The 16830-nt window shown below is 42.5% G+C and carries 13 protein-coding genes; 11 read left to right on the top strand and 2 right to left on the bottom strand.

All coding sequences use genetic code 11. The features are described from left to right. The first annotated feature begins 114 nt into the window (after window positions 1-114). The 5 genes from ACOCD9_RS04185 (at window position 115) to ACOCD9_RS04205 (ending at window position 6208) form a co-directional block, all read left to right on the top strand. On the top strand, window positions 115-1473 hold the full coding sequence (locus tag ACOCD9_RS04185) for a CmpA/NrtA family ABC transporter substrate-binding protein (RefSeq protein ID WP_419546481.1): 1359 nt from the start codon (window positions 115-117) through the stop codon (window positions 1471-1473). Window positions 1474-1585: 112 nt separating this feature from the next. Next, complete coding sequence (ntrB, locus tag ACOCD9_RS04190) at window positions 1586-2416, top strand: nitrate ABC transporter permease (protein ID WP_287703116.1); 831 nt, start codon at window positions 1586-1588, stop codon at window positions 2414-2416. Window positions 2417-2487: 71 nt separating this feature from the next. Beyond that, entirely contained in the window at window positions 2488-4506 is a 2019-nt protein-coding gene (locus ACOCD9_RS04195) for a nitrate ABC transporter ATP-binding protein (protein ID WP_419546483.1), read from the top strand. Window positions 4507-4585: 79 nt separating this feature from the next. Next, window positions 4586-5425, top strand: a complete 840-nt coding sequence (locus ACOCD9_RS04200; protein WP_419546484.1) for a nitrate ABC transporter ATP-binding protein — start codon at window positions 4586-4588, stop codon at window positions 5423-5425. Between the two features lie 309 nt (window positions 5426-5734). Continuing rightward, on the top strand, window positions 5735-6208 hold the full coding sequence (locus tag ACOCD9_RS04205; RefSeq protein ID WP_287700041.1) for a phosphate-starvation-inducible PsiE family protein: 474 nt from the start codon (window positions 5735-5737) through the stop codon (window positions 6206-6208). 159 nt (window positions 6209-6367) lie between these two features. Here ACOCD9_RS04205 and ACOCD9_RS04210 read toward each other — a convergent pair whose 3' ends face one another. Further along, window positions 6368-6847: an SH3 domain-containing protein gene (locus ACOCD9_RS04210; protein ID WP_287700042.1), complete on the bottom strand. Its 480-nt coding sequence runs from the start codon at window positions 6845-6847 to the stop codon at window positions 6368-6370. A 12-nt stretch (window positions 6848-6859) separates the two neighbouring features. After that, window positions 6860-8365: an AAA family ATPase gene (locus ACOCD9_RS04215; protein ID WP_419546486.1), complete on the bottom strand. Its 1506-nt coding sequence runs from the start codon at window positions 8363-8365 to the stop codon at window positions 6860-6862. A gap of 645 nt (window positions 8366-9010) precedes the next feature. On the opposite strand from ACOCD9_RS04215, the gene ACOCD9_RS04220 reads away from it, so the two are divergent. From ACOCD9_RS04220 to ACOCD9_RS04245, 6 genes are all read left to right on the top strand, one after another. Then, window positions 9011-9544 carry a hypothetical protein gene (locus ACOCD9_RS04220; protein ID WP_002759194.1) on the top strand — a complete coding sequence of 178 codons (534 nt, stop codon included), beginning with the start codon at window positions 9011-9013 and terminating at the stop codon, window positions 9542-9544. After that, on the top strand, window positions 9541-10668 hold the full coding sequence (locus ACOCD9_RS04225; RefSeq protein ID WP_419546488.1) for a DegT/DnrJ/EryC1/StrS family aminotransferase: 1128 nt from the start codon (window positions 9541-9543) through the stop codon (window positions 10666-10668). The genes ACOCD9_RS04220 and ACOCD9_RS04225 overlap by 4 nt, the downstream gene beginning before the upstream one ends. Before the next feature lie 45 nt (window positions 10669-10713). Then, window positions 10714-13338: a polyprenol monophosphomannose synthase gene (locus ACOCD9_RS04230; RefSeq protein WP_419546489.1), complete on the top strand. Its 2625-nt coding sequence runs from the start codon at window positions 10714-10716 to the stop codon at window positions 13336-13338. 65 nt (window positions 13339-13403) lie between these two features. Further along, a complete protein-coding gene (locus tag ACOCD9_RS04235; protein WP_419546491.1) occupies window positions 13404-14384 on the top strand; it encodes a hypothetical protein in 981 nt (326 codons plus the stop codon). Window positions 14385-15086: 702 nt separating this feature from the next. Next, window positions 15087-16019 (top strand): Rpn family recombination-promoting nuclease/putative transposase, encoded by a 933-nt coding sequence (locus ACOCD9_RS04240; RefSeq protein WP_419546492.1) that lies wholly within the window; start codon window positions 15087-15089, stop codon window positions 16017-16019. 39 nt (window positions 16020-16058) lie between these two features. Further along, window positions 16059-16559: a hypothetical protein gene (locus ACOCD9_RS04245; protein ID WP_419546494.1), complete on the top strand. Its 501-nt coding sequence runs from the start codon at window positions 16059-16061 to the stop codon at window positions 16557-16559. Window positions 16560-16830 lie beyond the last annotated feature (271 nt).

Below are 16830 nucleotides of genomic sequence, written 5' to 3' on the forward strand. Positions count from 1 at the left end.
TCAATATTCCATAGCTAAATTTCTATAGCACGGGCTAGAAGGGAAGTTTAGCGAGGGATTCCTTTACCCATAATTCAGCACACATATTTGCTTTAGCAGCAGGTAGGAGATTCTATGTCAAATTTTTCGAGACGGAAATTTTTAACCACGGCGGCAGTTTCAGCGGCAGGGGCCGTTGTCCTGAAAGGTTGTGTGGGTAATCCCCCCGACAGTACGGGTGGAACCAGCACCACCGCGCCCGCTGCCCCGGTTGCTTCTCCCGTCGCCATCGCCCCGGAACAAGCTCCTGAAACCACCAAAATTAAATTAGGTTATATTCCTATCGTTGAGGCCGCACCCTTAATTATTGCCAAGGAAAAAGGCTTTTTCGCTAAATACGGGATGGCCGATGTGGAAGTCTCCAAACAAGCAAACTGGGGATCTGCTAGAGATAACGTGGAAATTGGGGCAGATGCGGGCGGAATTGACGGAGGACAGTGGCAAATGCCCATGCCTTACCTAATTTCCGAGGGACTAATCACCAAAAATAACGTTAAAGTCCCCATGTATGTGTTAGCGCAGTTAAACACCCAGGGTAACGGAATTGCGATCGCAGGTAAACACGAGGGCAAAAATATCGGTTTAGACCTGAAACCCGCCAAAGATTACATCCTCGGCATGAAAACGACGGGAACTCCCTTCAAAGCCGCCTATACCTTCCCGAAAGCTAACCAAGACTTCTGGATTCGTTACTGGTTAGCCGCCGGTGGTATTAACCCCGATACGGATATTAATCTAATTGCCGTACCCGCAGCCCAAACCGTGGCCAACATGAAAACGGGAACCATGGATGCGTTTAGTACCGGTGATCCTTGGCCGGCGCGCATTGTGGCTGATCAGATCGGTTTTATGTCAGCTTTAACCGCAGAAATCTGGCCTTACCACCCGGAAGAATACCTCGCTATCCGCGCCGATTGGGTGGATAAAAACCCGAAAGCCACCAAGGCCTTATTAAAAGGAATTATGGAAGCGCAGCAATGGCTCGATCAAGAGGCAAATCGGGCAGAAGCGGCGGCAATTCTCGCTAAACCGGCTTATTTCAACCTCAAAGAAGAAATTATCGCCAGTCCCCTCAAAGGAATGCAGAAAATGGGTGACGGTAAACCGGAAATCACCGACAAAAATAAAGGGGTTTTCTACTGGAAAGATCCCGCCGGTAGCGTTTCCTATCCCTATAAGAGTCATGATCTCTGGTTTTTAACCGAAAGTGTTCGTTGGGGTTTCTTGCCGAAAGAAACTTTAACCACTGCCTCAGCATTAATCGACAAGGTTAACCGCGAGGATCTTTGGAAAGCGGCAGCTACAGAATTAGGAGTTCCCGCAGCTGATATTCCCACCAGTACCTCCCGCGGTGTCGAAAAATTCTTTGATGGCAAGACTTTTGATCCTGCCAATCCCCAAGCTTATCTCGATAGTTTGGCAATTAAAAAATAGCGAGCTTTTCTCGATAGGCTAGGTGCATAAAAAATCTAGTCTATCAATCCCAAAAATGTTTTCTTCTCTTCCCAATCAAGTAACTTTATTTTCAACAAAGGAAAACGGCAAAATGGCAAGTAGCGTCAGCAGAAAAAGTAACGGTGGTTTCAACTTCAGTAAATTCTGGAAAAAGCATTCCCAAGACATTCTTCCCCCGATTATCGGTACCTTGGGTTTTCTGATTGTTTGGCAATTAGTCTCGATGGTGGGATTAATCAAATTACCCCCCCCATCCGACCTAATCACCAATGAGCGTACCCGTACTTATTTAATGTACCCTTTCTTTGATCGTGGGGGCATTGATAAGGGACTATTCTGGCAAACTTTAGCCAGTCTGCAACGGGTATTAATCGGTTATTCTTTTGCCGCAGTGGTGGGTATTGGTGTTGGGATTATGGTCGGTTTAAATTCCTTCTTAAATAAGGCCCTCGATCCCCTTTTCCAATTCCTGAGAACAGTTCCTCCTCTTGCTTGGGTTCCCCTATCTTTGGCCGCTTTACAACAAAACCAACCGGCCGCTTTATTCGTTATCTTTATTACCGCAGTTTGGCCGATTTTGATTAATACCACCGTCGGTGTCCAACAAATTCCCCAAGACTATATCAACGTTAAACAAGTCTTGCAATTGTCCAGCAAAAAATTCTTCTTCAAGATATTAATTCCCTCGGCTCTTCCCTACATATTCACTGGTTTGAGAATTGCGATCGGTTTAGCTTGGTTAGCGATTATCGCGGCGGAAATCGTTATGTCGGGTATCGTCGGTATCGGTTTCTTTATCTGGGATGCCTACCAAAATAACTACATCAGCGATATTATTCTCGCTCTGTTTTATATCGGTGGTGTGGGTTTATTACTCGATCGCTTTATGGCTTGGTTGCAAAATCAAATCGTTCGTCAATAGGGAATTTATGGGGAAACTTTCCCCATTTTTCAAATAACTGAAACTTGAGCAAATTTAAGGAGAAAAAAACTATGAGTTTGTTTGTCGCTGTCGATAACATCGATAAAGTATTCCCCCTCAGTGGTGGCGGTGAATATGTGGCCTTAAAAGGGATCGATTTACAGATCAAAAAAGGGGAATTTATCTCCCTTATCGGTCACTCCGGTTGCGGAAAATCCACCCTCTTAAACATGATCGCTGGTTTAGATTTGCCCACGGAAGGGGTGGTGACTTTGCAAGGTCAAAGCATTAAAAAACCAGGGCCAGATCGCATGGTAGTCTTCCAAAACTATTCCCTTTTACCCTGGTTAACCGTCAAAGAAAATATTACTCTGGCCGTCGATCAAGTTCTCGCCCAACTATCAGAAGACGAAAGAAAAGCTGAAGTCGAAAAATATATCGATCTGGTCAATCTTCGTCATGCAGTGGATAAACGTCCCAACGAATTATCGGGGGGGATGAAACAACGGGTAGCGATCGCTCGCGCCCTAGCCATCCGTCCGAAAGTCCTCCTTTTAGATGAACCCTTTGGGGCGTTAGATGCCCTGACTAGAGGTAATCTACAGGAACAGTTAATGCAGCTGTGCGAAGAATACCAAATGACCTCGGTAATGGTGACGCACGATGTGGATGAAGCGGTGCTATTATCCGATCGCATCGTCATGCTCACCAACGGTCCCGGCTCAAAAATTGGCGGTATTTTGGAAGTGGATATCCCCCGTCCCCGCAAACGCATGGAAGTGGTGGAACACCCCAGTTACTACAGTCTCCGGAGTGAAATTATCTATTTCCTCAACCAACAAAAACGGATCAAAAAACTGCGCGCCCGCAAAGTCGAAGTTATTGCCCGTCACGGTTTAGAAAAAGTCAATCTAGAAATCGGTTTTGTTCCCCTCACCGCTTGCGCGCCCCTAGCAGTGGCCAAAGAAAAGGGATTCTTTACTAAACATGGTCTAGATGAGGTGAATTTGGTCCGGGAAACCAGTTGGCGAGGGGTTGTGGATGGGATCGCAGGGGGATTCCTCGACGGGGCGCAAATGCCTTCGGGAATGCCCACCTGGTTAACCGTCGGTGGTTATCAGGAGCAACCTTTGCCGATTGTCAGCGCCCTGACGATGACTCGTAACGGTAACGGTGTCACCCTCGCTAAACGCTTCTATGACGAGGGAGTGATTGACGGTAACGCCTTAAGACAGATGCTATTGGAATCGAAGGAGCAGCGCCATATTTTTGGCATTGTTCACCCCTCCTCGATGCACAATTTGCTCCTACGTTACTGGTTAGCGGCAGCGGGAATTGACCCCGATAAAGATGTTCACCTCGAAACTATTCCCCCGGCCCAAATGGTAGCCGACCTGAAAACTGGTAGCATTGACGGTTACTGTGTCGGTGAACCCTGGAATCTCAGGTCCGCCATGGAGGGTATCGGTTACACCGTCGCCACCGACTTAGAAATCTGGCAGGGCCACCCGGGTAAGGCCCTGGGAGTCCGGGAAGATTGGGCCAATAAATACCCTAATACCCATGTCGCTTTAGTCAAAGCACTGCTGGAAGGTTGTCGCTACTGTGCCGAGGAAGGGAATCAGGAAGAAATTCGTCAAATCCTCGCCAGTCGTCAGTATCTTAGTACCAATATCGATTATATCCAACTGGGTGATCCCAACTCCTATGCGTGCAGTCTCGATCGACCGATGAAAGAATATGCACACCATCTGTTCTATGGAGATGGGGTAAATCGTCCCAGTCGTACCGAACACCTCTGGATGATGACCCAAATGGCACGCTGGGGCCACATTCCTTTCCCGCGTAACTGGGTAGAAATTCTCGAACGCGTCTGTCGGGTGGGTGTTTTTAGTACCGCGGCCCGGGAATTGGGTCTAGGGGATATTAAATATCGTCGCACACCGATCCTTTTATTCGATGGTATCGAGTTTGATGCCGAGGATCCGATCGGTTATCTCAATAGTTTAGAGATCAAACAAAACGTCACCATGGCCGAAGTGGCTATTGATGCTCGTCCTGGTGCCAGTGAATCTCGCAAAATTGCCTAAAAATCGACTAAGGGGATAATTCCTAGCCAATTATCCCCGGCCATTGCCCCTATTAACTAATTTCCCCCAAAGACTAATCATGTACACCACCACCGACACAGTTAACCGAGCAACCCAGGCCCCCAGTAAAGAAGCTTTTGTCACCATTGAAGGAGTTTCTAAGGTTTATCCCACTCCTAGAGGCCCCTACACCGTCCTCAAGGATGTTAATCTCAGCATCGATGAAGGTGAATTTATCTGTGTGATCGGTCACTCCGGTTGCGGTAAATCGACCCTATTAAATATGGTGTCGGGTTTTTCTTCTCCCACCGATGGGATCGTTAAAGTTAACGGTAAGAAAATTACTAAACCCGGGCCCGATCGCATGGTAGTGTTTCAAAACTATGCTTTATTGCCTTGGTTAAGCGTTTTTGAAAATGTCTATCTCGCGGTAGATGCGGTGTCTCCCAATGCTCCGGAAGCACAAAAACGCTCGATCGTGCGGGAACATTTAGCTATGGTGGGTTTAACCGAAGCTATGGATAAAACCCCTCCCCAAATCTCCGGGGGGATGAAACAACGGGTTTCGATCGCTCGCGCTCTTTCTATCCGTCCGGAGGTGTTGATTCTTGATGAACCTTTCGGTGCGTTGGATGCGATTACCAAAGAGGAATTACAGGAAGAATTGCTGAAAATCTGGCAAGATAAACGCTGTACGGTGTTGATGATTACCCACGATATCGATGAGGCTCTTTTCCTCGCTGATAAGCTGGTAATGATGACCAATGGACCGGAAGCGAAAATCGGCGAAGTGATGAATATTCATTTCCCCCGTCCCCGCGATCGGGAGAGAATTATGGAGGATCCGGAATATTATCGTCTGCGTAACTATGCCCTCGACTTCCTCTATAATCGTTTCGCTCACGATGATGTTAGCTAGATGTGAGCATTTGTATTAGTTTTGGGTGCGGTTGACTTAATAGCGATCGCACCTAGATTTTTTTTTTAGGGAAGCCTTCTTCAAGTAAGATTATTTCTAAGTAGGTAGATTTTAAAAATTGTCAGACACCCCCCTTATTAAGGGGGGATCAAGGGGGGATCAGCACCCCCCTTATCAAGGGGGGATCAAGGGGGGATCAGCACCCCCCTTATTAAGGGGGGATTAAGGGGGGATCAGCTTACTTGTTAGCTAAATAGAACAATTAGCAATAAAATACAATAATAATTTTTACTTTTTACTTAATCGATCATGCTCAAACAGATACGGAAACTACTTATCAATTTTGGTCAACAATGGCGCGATGAAGATTTCATGAAGTCGATTCATCTCATTGAAAACATAGTTTCTAAGGTTTTATCCGTAGCCTTAATTGTTGTTATTATTGTTTCTCTTTATGACCTAGTAGTTATCTTAATCCAAGATTTATTTACTACGGAACCCGTCGGTTTTTTTAGTAAAACTTTAATTGAAATCTTCGGATTATTTCTCAATATTTTGATCGCTTTAGAGTTATTAGAAAACGTCACTGCTTACTTAAGAAAACACATCGTACAGGTTGAATTAGTCGTAGTTACGGCTTTAATTGCCATCTCTCGAAAAATTATTATTTTCGACCCCAATAAATACAGTAAAGATGATTTAATTGCCCTCACTGTGGGAACCTTAGCTTTAGCGGCAAGTTATTGGTTAATCAGGAAAGTTAATCGCGATAATCGTTCTTGAAGTAGTGATTAAGTACCCAGACAGAATTAATCACAGATATTTTTTACTTCTGGAGTTGAGCAGTTCCGGGGTTCTCTCCTGCCAGAGTGTGAATTTAACTTTGTCCAATTACTGATTAGGGAAAGGGGTAGATTTAGAAAACCTAACCCTTCTAAATATTTACTCGACTCTGGAAATATTACCCGCTTTAATCCAACCTTCGCGACCATCGGACAGACGCACACGATGCCATTGGCCATCGCTGCTGGTTCCCACCACACTGACTTTAGTATTATAATCCAGACCGCCGAGACGAGTCGATTCACTGGTAGGTTCAGAGCGCAAACTTAAACCGCTTTGCCATGTCACCCGCGCTTGATAACCCTCGGATTTGGTTTCTCTTTTTGTTGCTTCGGGACTGGGTTTCGGGGAAGCTTTTGGTGTTGGGGTATTAGGAGACTCTTTCACCTCAGCTTGGGGTTTAGCAGCTTTTTCCTCCTTAGTTTCCTCTTTTTTCTCCTCGGTAAAGACGGGTTTAGGAGGATTAGAATTCATGCCAGAGAGAAGCATATAGGCGACAGCAGTGGCCCCACCGACCAGAATCGCCACTCCCATGACAAAACCGACCATAAATTGCAATAAACCAGATAAACGCTTCATATTGGTGCTAAATTAACTGTTAGGATTGACATTAAAACGATCATCGCGAGAGGCTAGACGAGCTTTACCGGACTTAGCCCAATCCTGTAGAAATTGAATCTGTTCTTGGGCAGTGCGGGCCAGGGGTATAATCTGACTAGCGGCCTCAAGCACATCATCGGTGCTAAAGTCACGATTTTGACTAAACCCGATGTGCATCGCTTCCACGATGGTTTGTTCGATTTCTGCCCCCGAAAAATCGGGAGTTTCGTAGGCTAATCGCTTTATATCATAACTTTTCAGATTATGGGGCCGGACTTTCCCTAAATGAACGCTAAAAATCTCCTCGCGGGACTTTTGGCTAGGTAGTCCGACAAAAAATATCTCATCGAAGCGTCCTTTTCGCAACATTTCCGGGGGCAAAGATTGGATGTTATTAGCCGTAGCGACGACAAAAACGGGCGATTGTTTCTCCGCTAACCAAGTGATAAAAGTCCCGAAAACCCGCCCGGTGGTTCCTCCGTCGCCTTTCCCATCCACTCCGGCGAAAGCTTTATCGATTTCGTCTATCCACAGCACACAGGGAGCTAAAGCTTCCGCGAGATTAATCATCTGACGGGTGCGCGATTCCGATTCTCCCACCAATCCGCCAAATAAACGCCCCACGTCTAGACGCAGTAGGGGTAAGTGCCAATGATGGGAAATAGCTTTCGCTGTCAGGGATTTACCCGTCCCTTGAATTCCCACCAATAGTAAACCCCGGGGATTGGGTAAACCGTAGGCGCGGGCGCGTTCACTAAAAGCACCACCGCGACGAATCAGCCAATCTTTGAGGTTATCTAGGCCGCCGATGTCAGAAATCTGCTCTGTGGCGGGATAAAAGTCTAATATCTGGGTTTGACGAATCGATTGGCGTTTTTCTGCCAAAATTAATTCCACGTCCTCTGGCTCAATTTTGCCGTGACTGGCTAAACATTTGGCTAAAACCCGACGAATTCTCTCTAGGGATAATCCTTGGGCAGAAAGCACTAATTCATCGAGGAGTGGTTCTTTGACGGGTTGTCCGGTGGCAGCGATTAATCGCTGGATTTCCTGTTTAATTTCTTCGCCACTGGGGAGGGGAAAATCGACGACGGTGATTACTTCGGTTAGATCCGAGGGGATAGACAGTTCGGGAGCGACGATAATTAGGTTTTTGGGCTGAGATTTCAGAGAACGGGCCAGATTTCGCAATTTTCTGGCGATGGCAATATCTTCTAAAAAGCGCTGGAAATCGCGTAAAATTATGATCGCGGCGATGTTAGACGGCAGCTTTTCGACGAATTCAAGAGCTTGCAGGGGATTACGCCGAGCAAAGTTCTCATTATTGGGATTATCTTGATAACCATCCACAAAATCCCAGACATAGACAGCACGGTTATTGCTCTGTTTGGCAATATCGGCGATCGCTTTTTCGAGACGTTCTTCTTCTAGGGTGGTAACATAAATGAGAGGATAACGGGCCCGCAGCAGTAATTGAAATTCTTCACCAAAGCTCATAGCTATTCGTCTATAGTTTTTGCTATTTAGGGCTTGCTGAATAAATCTAAAAACCTTGCTGGATAAGACTTTTAGACTTTTTGTCAATCCAAAAGTACCGGACCTGGGAGTGAGCGGGGGGAAAATTCAGGTACTTTTTCCCTGAAAATTAGGTAATTGACCAGATGAAAATCGGTAAAACCCTACACCCCACACCCCACACCCCACACCCTGCCCCCACGAAAAACTTTTTCAGCAAACCCTATTTATATCGTCATCAGAAAATATAGCAGTTAGCCGTCTATTAGATATTTTAGTACAAATGCTCGGACTTGTGTTCTAAATGTTCCACAAGTGCTTCGCCATCGTTCCGCTTATCTTCATGAGACCCCTGTTTAATTCTATTTTTTTACCCTTAAGTATTTCTACTTATTTCTAAAGTTAGATGCTCCCGTGTTTTCTTAAATGTATGGTAGAGGCATCTTGCCTTAGTCGGGATTAACCTTCTGTTAACTAAATTAACAGAAGGTTAATTAGATTAAGCTTTAGCTAATTAAATTAAATTAGCCTACCAGGGGTGACAAAAGTTAGTCACTGGTTCGCCCCTTCTTTGCTGTCAATTAATTTCAGCCTTTCTCACAACCATTCCCTAGGGGGGTTAAATTCATGTTTAAACTAGCTTCAGACTTTTTATCTTTAGATTTTCTCCGCCAACAAAATCAGAAAAATAAGCCAGAAAGTCAATTTAACTCTTTGCCAATTTCTCAAATCACGAAAGAGGGTAAAGTTTTAGCGATAATTCTCCGACGAGAGTTTAACCAAGAGGGGATTCATTTCCTAACTCCCGATGATTTTTCCCAACAGTTGGCCTATATGAGACACCCGACGGGAAAAAGTATTATGCCCCACGTTCATAACAAAGTACAACGGGAAGTATTTTTTACCCAGGAAGTCTTAATTATCAAAAGAGGAAAACTGCGGGTAGATTTCTATGATGACGACCAACAATATCTAGAAAGTCATATATTGAGAGATGGGGATGTGGTTTTGTTGATCCAAGGTGGTCATGGTTTCCAAGTCTTAGAAGAAGTAGAAATGATTGAAGTAAAACAAGGTCCCTACGTTGGTAATCAGGATAAAACTCGCTTTACAGGAATTGAGGAAACTGTGGTTAAAATGGCGGGAGCAGAGATAGCATGAGTAGCTTTATTCCCGTCAATGAGCCACTACTTGCGGGCAAGGAAAAACAGTATCTTAACGAATGTATTGATAGCGGTTGGATTTCTTCCGAAGGGCCCTTCGTTCAGAAATTTGAAGAAAATTTTGCCCTCGCTGTTGGGCGAAAGTATGCCGTTTCCGTGTGCAATGGTTCTATGGCCTTAGAAGCGGCCATCGTCGCTTTAGGAATTGGTTCGGGGGATGAAGTGATTCTCCCCACTTTTACCATCATTTCCTGCGGAGCTGCCATTGTCAAAGCCGGGGCGATTCCCGTGGTCGTGGACTGCGAAGCGCAGACTTGGAACATGGATATCGGACAGATAGAGGCAAAAATCACGCCCCGCACTAAAGCGATAATGGTGGTTCATATCTACGGATTACCGGTGGCAATGACTCCAGTTTTAGAATTAGCTCAAAAATACGGTTTAAAAATTATTGAAGATGCGGCGGAAATGCACGGTCAAACCTATCAAGGTAAACCCTGTGGCAGTTTCGGTGATATCAGCATCTTTAGTTTCTATTCCAACAAACATATTACCACTGGGGAAGGGGGCATGATTGTCACCAACCAAGAGGATATTTTTGAGCGTTGTCGTTCCCTGAGAAATTTATATTTTCAGCCCCAACGACGTTTTATTCACGAAGAACTGGGCTGGAATCTGAGGATGACTAATCTGCAAGCGGCAGTGGGTTTAGCACAATTAGAACAGCTAGAAACTTTTGTCCAGCGCAAGAGAAAAATGGGCAGACGCTACAGGGAATTATTGCAAAATATCCCCTGTCTAGAATTGCCCCTACCTCAAACTGATTATGCCGAAAATATTTATTGGGTTTATGGTATTGTTCTCAAAGATGAGGTTAACTTTGATGCTATGGAAGCGATGAAACGCCTCAAAGAACATCAGATTGGTACGCGTCCTTTTTTCTGGTGTATGCACGAACAACCGGTATTTCACAAAATGGGATTATTGCAAAATGTTGCCTGTCCCGTGGCTGAAAGACTGGCGCGCAGAGGTTTTTATCTGCCTAGCGGTTTAGCTCTCACGGACGAGCAAATTGAGCGAGTAGCCCAAGCAGTTCAGCAAGTTTTTGCTGAGGCTGGGTAGGGATGAAAAATTGATGAAAAATTTTTTGAATAAAAACCGACTTTTATGATAATTGGCACAGAATTTTTATCTTGGGTAGTAATTGCCGCTGGTTGCTTTTATTCCCTATATCTATGTATTTCAGTTCCCAAGGATGTTTTTTTTAATGGCGATGGGGCGCTGAAAGCTTTACTAGCTCGTCAGTTAAGTAATGGTCTATGGCGATTTGACTTAGTTGAGCGCGCAGAAGCTTGGGTTACTCGTCTTTGGCAAGAGGGTTTATACACTTATCGCCCCCCTTTTGTTTACTACTTAAATCAACGTTATTATATCTCTTTTCCTTTTCCATTCTCTTTGCTAACTTCCCTTTTTTATAAACTTTGGGGTTATCGTGGGTTTTACTTGATTCCCCTCCTATCAATTTGGGTATTGTGGCTCAGTTTTTCAAGAGCAATTCCCGCTTTTTCCCTAGACAGTTGGGGGAGTCTTTTGGGATTAGTTATTTTGATTTTTGCTTCTCCCTTAACTCTATACAGTGCCATATATTGTGAACATACCCTCGCTGTTACTTTAGGATTTTTGGGAATTGTTATCGCTTTTTTTCTACCCGATACAGCTAATAGTGGCTGGCTGCCCAATTTATTAGGCGGATTTCTAGTGGGTTTATCAGTATGGTTCCGCTCCGAATGTCTGGCCCTAGTGGCAACTTTAACTTTATTAGTTTTCTTGGGTTTAACTCCAGAACAAACCTCAATTTTTGCTTGGTATTCAACCGAGAAAAATCTTAATTTTTCTGAATTTCTGCTAACTAATCGAATAGCTTTTAGTTTTGTGCTAGGCATGATTGTTAGTGTGTTTTTACTGTGGTTGTGCAATAAGTTAATTTATAATCGTTTTCTAGGAGTTCACGCTCTGTTAGTCCTTGAGGAGTTTTCTTGGAAAAAACGTATTCAAGAAGCCCTGACCAGTTTTTATCAGTTGAATAGCTCTTTTTTGGTGCATTTTCCTATCTGTATAATTCCCTTAGCTTACCTGCTCACTTGGAGCGGTCAAAAATTGAATTTTGCCAAGGATATTCCCGTAACTTTAATTAGTGTCACGGCGATTATCATCTTGGCTGTTCTCGTCAATCTTCGCCGGCAAGGAATGCTCAAAACCAAGGCGTTAGTCAAGAGCAATATAATTTACTTCCTGATACTTTTAGCCAGTTGTTATCTATTTGACATCGCCAATATATTTCTAGATAAACAAATGCTTTTTGTCTATGCTCTCTATTTTATCTACACAGTAGGGGTGTCTTGTTTGGTCGATATTGCCCCGGGAGAAGTCATGGTGGGAGGGAAACAATGGGGACCGAGATATTTATTGCCTCTTATCCCCTTTGTTACCTTATTAACGCTGGAACAAGTAAAAATTATAGGAGCGAACCAAGAAGTTTTTGTAGCCAAGGGAAGTTTGGTTTTACTGTTAATCTTAATGGCAATAGGTGTCTATAAAAACATTTATCAAGGTGGACAATTTTTCTATAAAACCCATCAGGGGATAGCGCCAGCCATCAAAAGCATAGAAGAGGATACTAATTCTATTGTTGCCTTTTCTCATCAATATGCGGCACAAGTTTTGGGTTTTGGTTTGGAGAAACAAAAAACTTTCTTCCGTGTGGAAGATAATCAAGCCATGGTTAAACTATGCCAAGAATTAGTCGGTCAAGGATTATCTAGTTTTCCCTACGTTTGCTATCCCTACTCCCCTTGTAAACTCTTAGAATCCCCACCAGAAAAACTGGAATTTAGCCAAGATGGACAAAAGTTTCAAATTGGCATAAATCGCTCTGGAATCATTGGTAAATATCCTTTCTATGAAATAGTTATATCTGCTACTCAGACAGGTTTACTAGACCAAAAATCTGAGGATAAGCCAACAATTACTCCAGCTGCTAATGATTTAGTCTGTACGATTTTACCCACTTATAACGAGCGAGATAACATTAGTCAATTAATTGAACGTTTACTAGCTAGTGTTCCTAGTCCTTATTTAGTGCTAGTGGTGGATGATAATTCTCCCGATGAAACTTGGCAGATAGTAGAAGATTTAGCCAAACAATACCCCACTCCTCCTCAAGATTCGCAATTCCAATCGGGGGTAATTTTGTGTCGCAGAATCAATGAGAAAGGGTTAACTTCGGCTCTACAGAGAGGTATTGACGACGCAATTAATCTGTATGGGGCTAAAATTATTACTTGGATGGATTGTGATTTATCTATGCCTCCAGAAGATGTGCCGCAATTAATCACACCGATTCGAGCTAAAAAAGCTGATATGTCCGTAGGTTCTCGTTGGATTCCGGGGGGTGATGATGTTGCCCACGGACTGATGGCCCGGATGTTAAGCTGGATTATTAATCGCATGGCCATCGTGATGCTAGGCAATCAAGTTCACGACTATACCAGTGGTTTTATTGCCGTTCGTTCTCAGGTTTTAGAAAAAATTCGCTTAAAGGGAGATTATGGAGAATACTGCATTGATTTATTAACCCGTGCCAATCGTTTAGGTTATAAGTTAGTGGAAGTTCCTTATCTTTGCGTTCCCCGCATTTATGGTGAGAGTAAAACTGGAATTAATCTCTGGGATTATTTGTCAAAAGGACGGAAATATGTGGCAACTATTTGGCAATTATGGCAAGAAAGATAAGACAATTATCTCTTTTTTTAACTAGAATTAGTGATTCTCTTGATTCAACTCTAGGAGCTAAACTTATGAAGAAAATGTTTACTTTTTGGCCTTGGTTAGCTACCGTTGGGGTGGCCTGGTCTTTGGTTTTTTTTTATAACGTATACTACGGTGGTGAATTAAAGTGGCTCCTACAAATGTACGAACAAAAAGTATCTTTTGCCAAGCAGATAGATGCACCGAGACGAATAATTTTTGCGGGGGGGTCGGGAGTACAATATAGTATTAACTCTCAATTCCTCGAACAGGAGCTAAAAATCCCAGTTTTTAACTTTGGTTTACAGGGAGATTTGGGATTAAATGTCATTTGCCCAATTATTTTAGAACAGGTACGTCCGGGGGATATAGTGGTTCTCATTCCTGAGTATTTAATGTTACTGGACGATGATGGTATTGGTTATGGTGATGGTTTATTTGGTTCGGTTCCCTTTGGTGTTGCTATTGGAAAACCGGGTTTAGGAAATATACCCTTAGAACAATTAGTTTCCGAGACTTGGTTAATGGGAGTTCCTAGTTTAAGCGCTATAGTAAAAACTGCTGTTGATGTTATACAAACAGGAAAAGCTAGGGGTTATTTATCAGATCCAATCACAGAAAAAGGAGATCCTACCGTAGTCAAAAAGCATACACGTAAATGGCGGGGCAGAACATTTAAGCAACCTGTTTCTCAACACTCCCTCAAACGCATCGCCCAATTTCAAGAGGAGTTAAAAGCTAAAGGTGCTGATTTAGTAGTTTCTCTCTCTTGGGTTTATGCTAAGACCGATGAAACTACCGTCAAAAATGTTAAAAAAACTATTGAAGAATTGTCTAATATAGTGCCTTTAATCTACAATCCAAAAACTCTTAATCTGCAAGCAGATTTTAGTTTATTTGCCGATACCCATGAGCATTTATTACCAGAAGCAAAAATAAGACGCTCTAGGGAACTGGTGCAGCAACTACGTCCTATAATTCAGGGAAAAACTACTCAAAATCATCGAATTATTTCTATTCTCAATCGATAATTTAGAATTAGATAGAACCCTTGTACTAGCAAGAGCTTTGGTGGAGATAGCAGGGAATTGATTTAACCGGCAAAATTACCGTAATTTTTCCCGAATTTATTCAATTTTAATTTTGGCAATTGTTCTTCCTTCAATAAAGGTTCTTTTCCTCTCCGATGTTCCTGACTCTTTTTTTTGAGATTTTTAACTCCTTCTTATCCTGATTGATTAGATATTTTGAGAATTTTAAAACTATATTGATAATCTAATCCCACAGCTACTGCCGCATTTTTTATTGTCTATTCTAACGATATTTGACCCAACAAGTGCCATCTTCTTGTTGCCACCGAATCTTGATTTGCTCTGTATCTATCTTTCATTTGCTCTGAACTTAGATGTGCGGCTAAGTAGGATTTTTTGGGCATTTTATCTCCTCGTCCTTACTCTTCTTATGACACTAAATCCGGTTATTAAAGACTGATGATTTATTCCTCCTGTTGCCTCTTGTCTTTTGCCTGTCCTAATAAGTAGCCTATACTCAACGGATTTAGTACGATAACAGGATTTGCTATTACCCCTCGCTCAAATTTGTGCTAATATGGAAGGTAATATCGAGGATTTAATTTCTTTGTCTCTTAGTGCTAGTCATGGAAAAAACCTTGATAATTACTACAAAAAGTCATGAAGATAAGCTGAAAGATTCTTCGTGTATAATTATTATGTATGAATAATGTTATTGACCATGATCGTTTATTTAAGGAATTAATTGCGACTTTTTTTGTTGAATTTATTCAGTTGTTTTTTCCTGAGGTTATTAATTATTTAGAGCCTAATCAGATCACATTTTTAGACAAAGAAGTCTTTACCGATGTCACGGAAGGAGAAAAGTATGAAAGTGATTTAGTCGCCCAAGTTCAATTTCGAGGACAATCATCATTTTTCTTAATTCATCTAGAAGCACAGTCTAGCTCTCAACCAGAATTTAATCGGCGAATGTTTACTTATTTTGCTCGCCTGCATCAAAAATTTGCTTTACCAGTTTATCCGATTGTCATATTTTCCTATGAGCGTCCGCAAAAAGAAGCAATTCGTCAATATAAAATTGCGTTTCCCGACTTGAAAGTGTTAGAATTTAACTATCAAGTTGTCCAGTTAAATCGCTTGAATTGGCGCGATTTTCTCAATCAAGCTAATCCCGTCGCTGCCGCTTTGATGGCCAAGATGAAAATTGCCCCTCGGGATAGAGCAAAAGTTAAGGCACAATGTCTAAGATTATTGGTAACATTAAGATTAGATGCGGCTAGAATGCAATTGATTTCAGGCTTTGTCGATACCTATCTCAATCTCAACTCGTCCGAGGAGATAGAATTTCAACAGGAGATTAGCACATTTATTCAACCCGAACAGGAGGGAGTTATGCAGATTACCACCAGTTGGATGCGCCGCGGTTTAGAACAGGGTTTAGAACAGGGTTTAGCAAGAGAAAGAAATCTAATTATTCGTCTGATTAAACGTAAGTTAGGATCTATTGATGTGGCTCTAGAGAGTCGGATTATGACGTTGAATATTGATGATCTTGAACGAGTGGTGGACGCTTTATTGGATTTTTCGACATTGGAGGATTTAACTAATTGGTTAAATGCTTTAGATGCTTAGTATTTTTCTCTTAAACTTCACAGAAGGCTAGGTATGGGTATGAGTATAAGCTTTGAAAATGCTATCCAACAAACTCAAGATTTACTAACTCAAATTGACTTTTTAGATGCCAATACAATCACTCAAAAAATTACTGAGCTAATCTCGACAGAAAATGGAGCTAGAGGATTTTTTGTTACTTACCTAACAAGCGATTTATCCTATACGGAATATCCTAGTTTAGAAGTAATCAATGCTTTAAAAACTTCCCCGATATTGGTGAATGAATTATTAGTTAAAAATCTGGCTATGTCCACGGCAATGGTCATCTATCATCGTGGTCAAGGAGACGAAGAAAACGCCCGAGGTTCTGAGAAAGTCCAAGAAAAAACTGGTCAACTAATTAAGCAGTTATTGTCGCCAGCCTTAAAGGAAAAATTACAACAACTAGCCACCAGTTTAAACAGCGGACAAGGAGAATATCAAGCCTTTCTAGAGCGCTGGGGATATGACGATTGCCAACGTCAAGCGATCACAGAAATTATTCAACCTTTTCTTTAGTAACTAGCTGATTTTTTCCCAAAGATTTCGCCCGAAATAGGGAGAGATCGGTTCGAGCAATTAACTCTTTGGCTCTTCTCGACTTTGTGTGATAATTTTTGCTTATGGAATCGTGAAATGCTTATCGGGTAACACTTTTAGGACTATTTTGTCGAAGAAACTATCAGTATAGACCTCGTTTCCACACAGAAACCAGAAGAGCCACTCTTTTACCTCTTGTTTGCTGCTAAAATGGCTTATTGAAGTAAATCGGCTCTCTTCCCCTTGGTGT

It is taken from the genome of Microcystis sp. (assembly GCF_048564745.1).
Lineage (GTDB): Bacteria > Cyanobacteriota > Cyanobacteriia > Cyanobacteriales > Microcystaceae > Microcystis > Microcystis ichthyoblabe_A.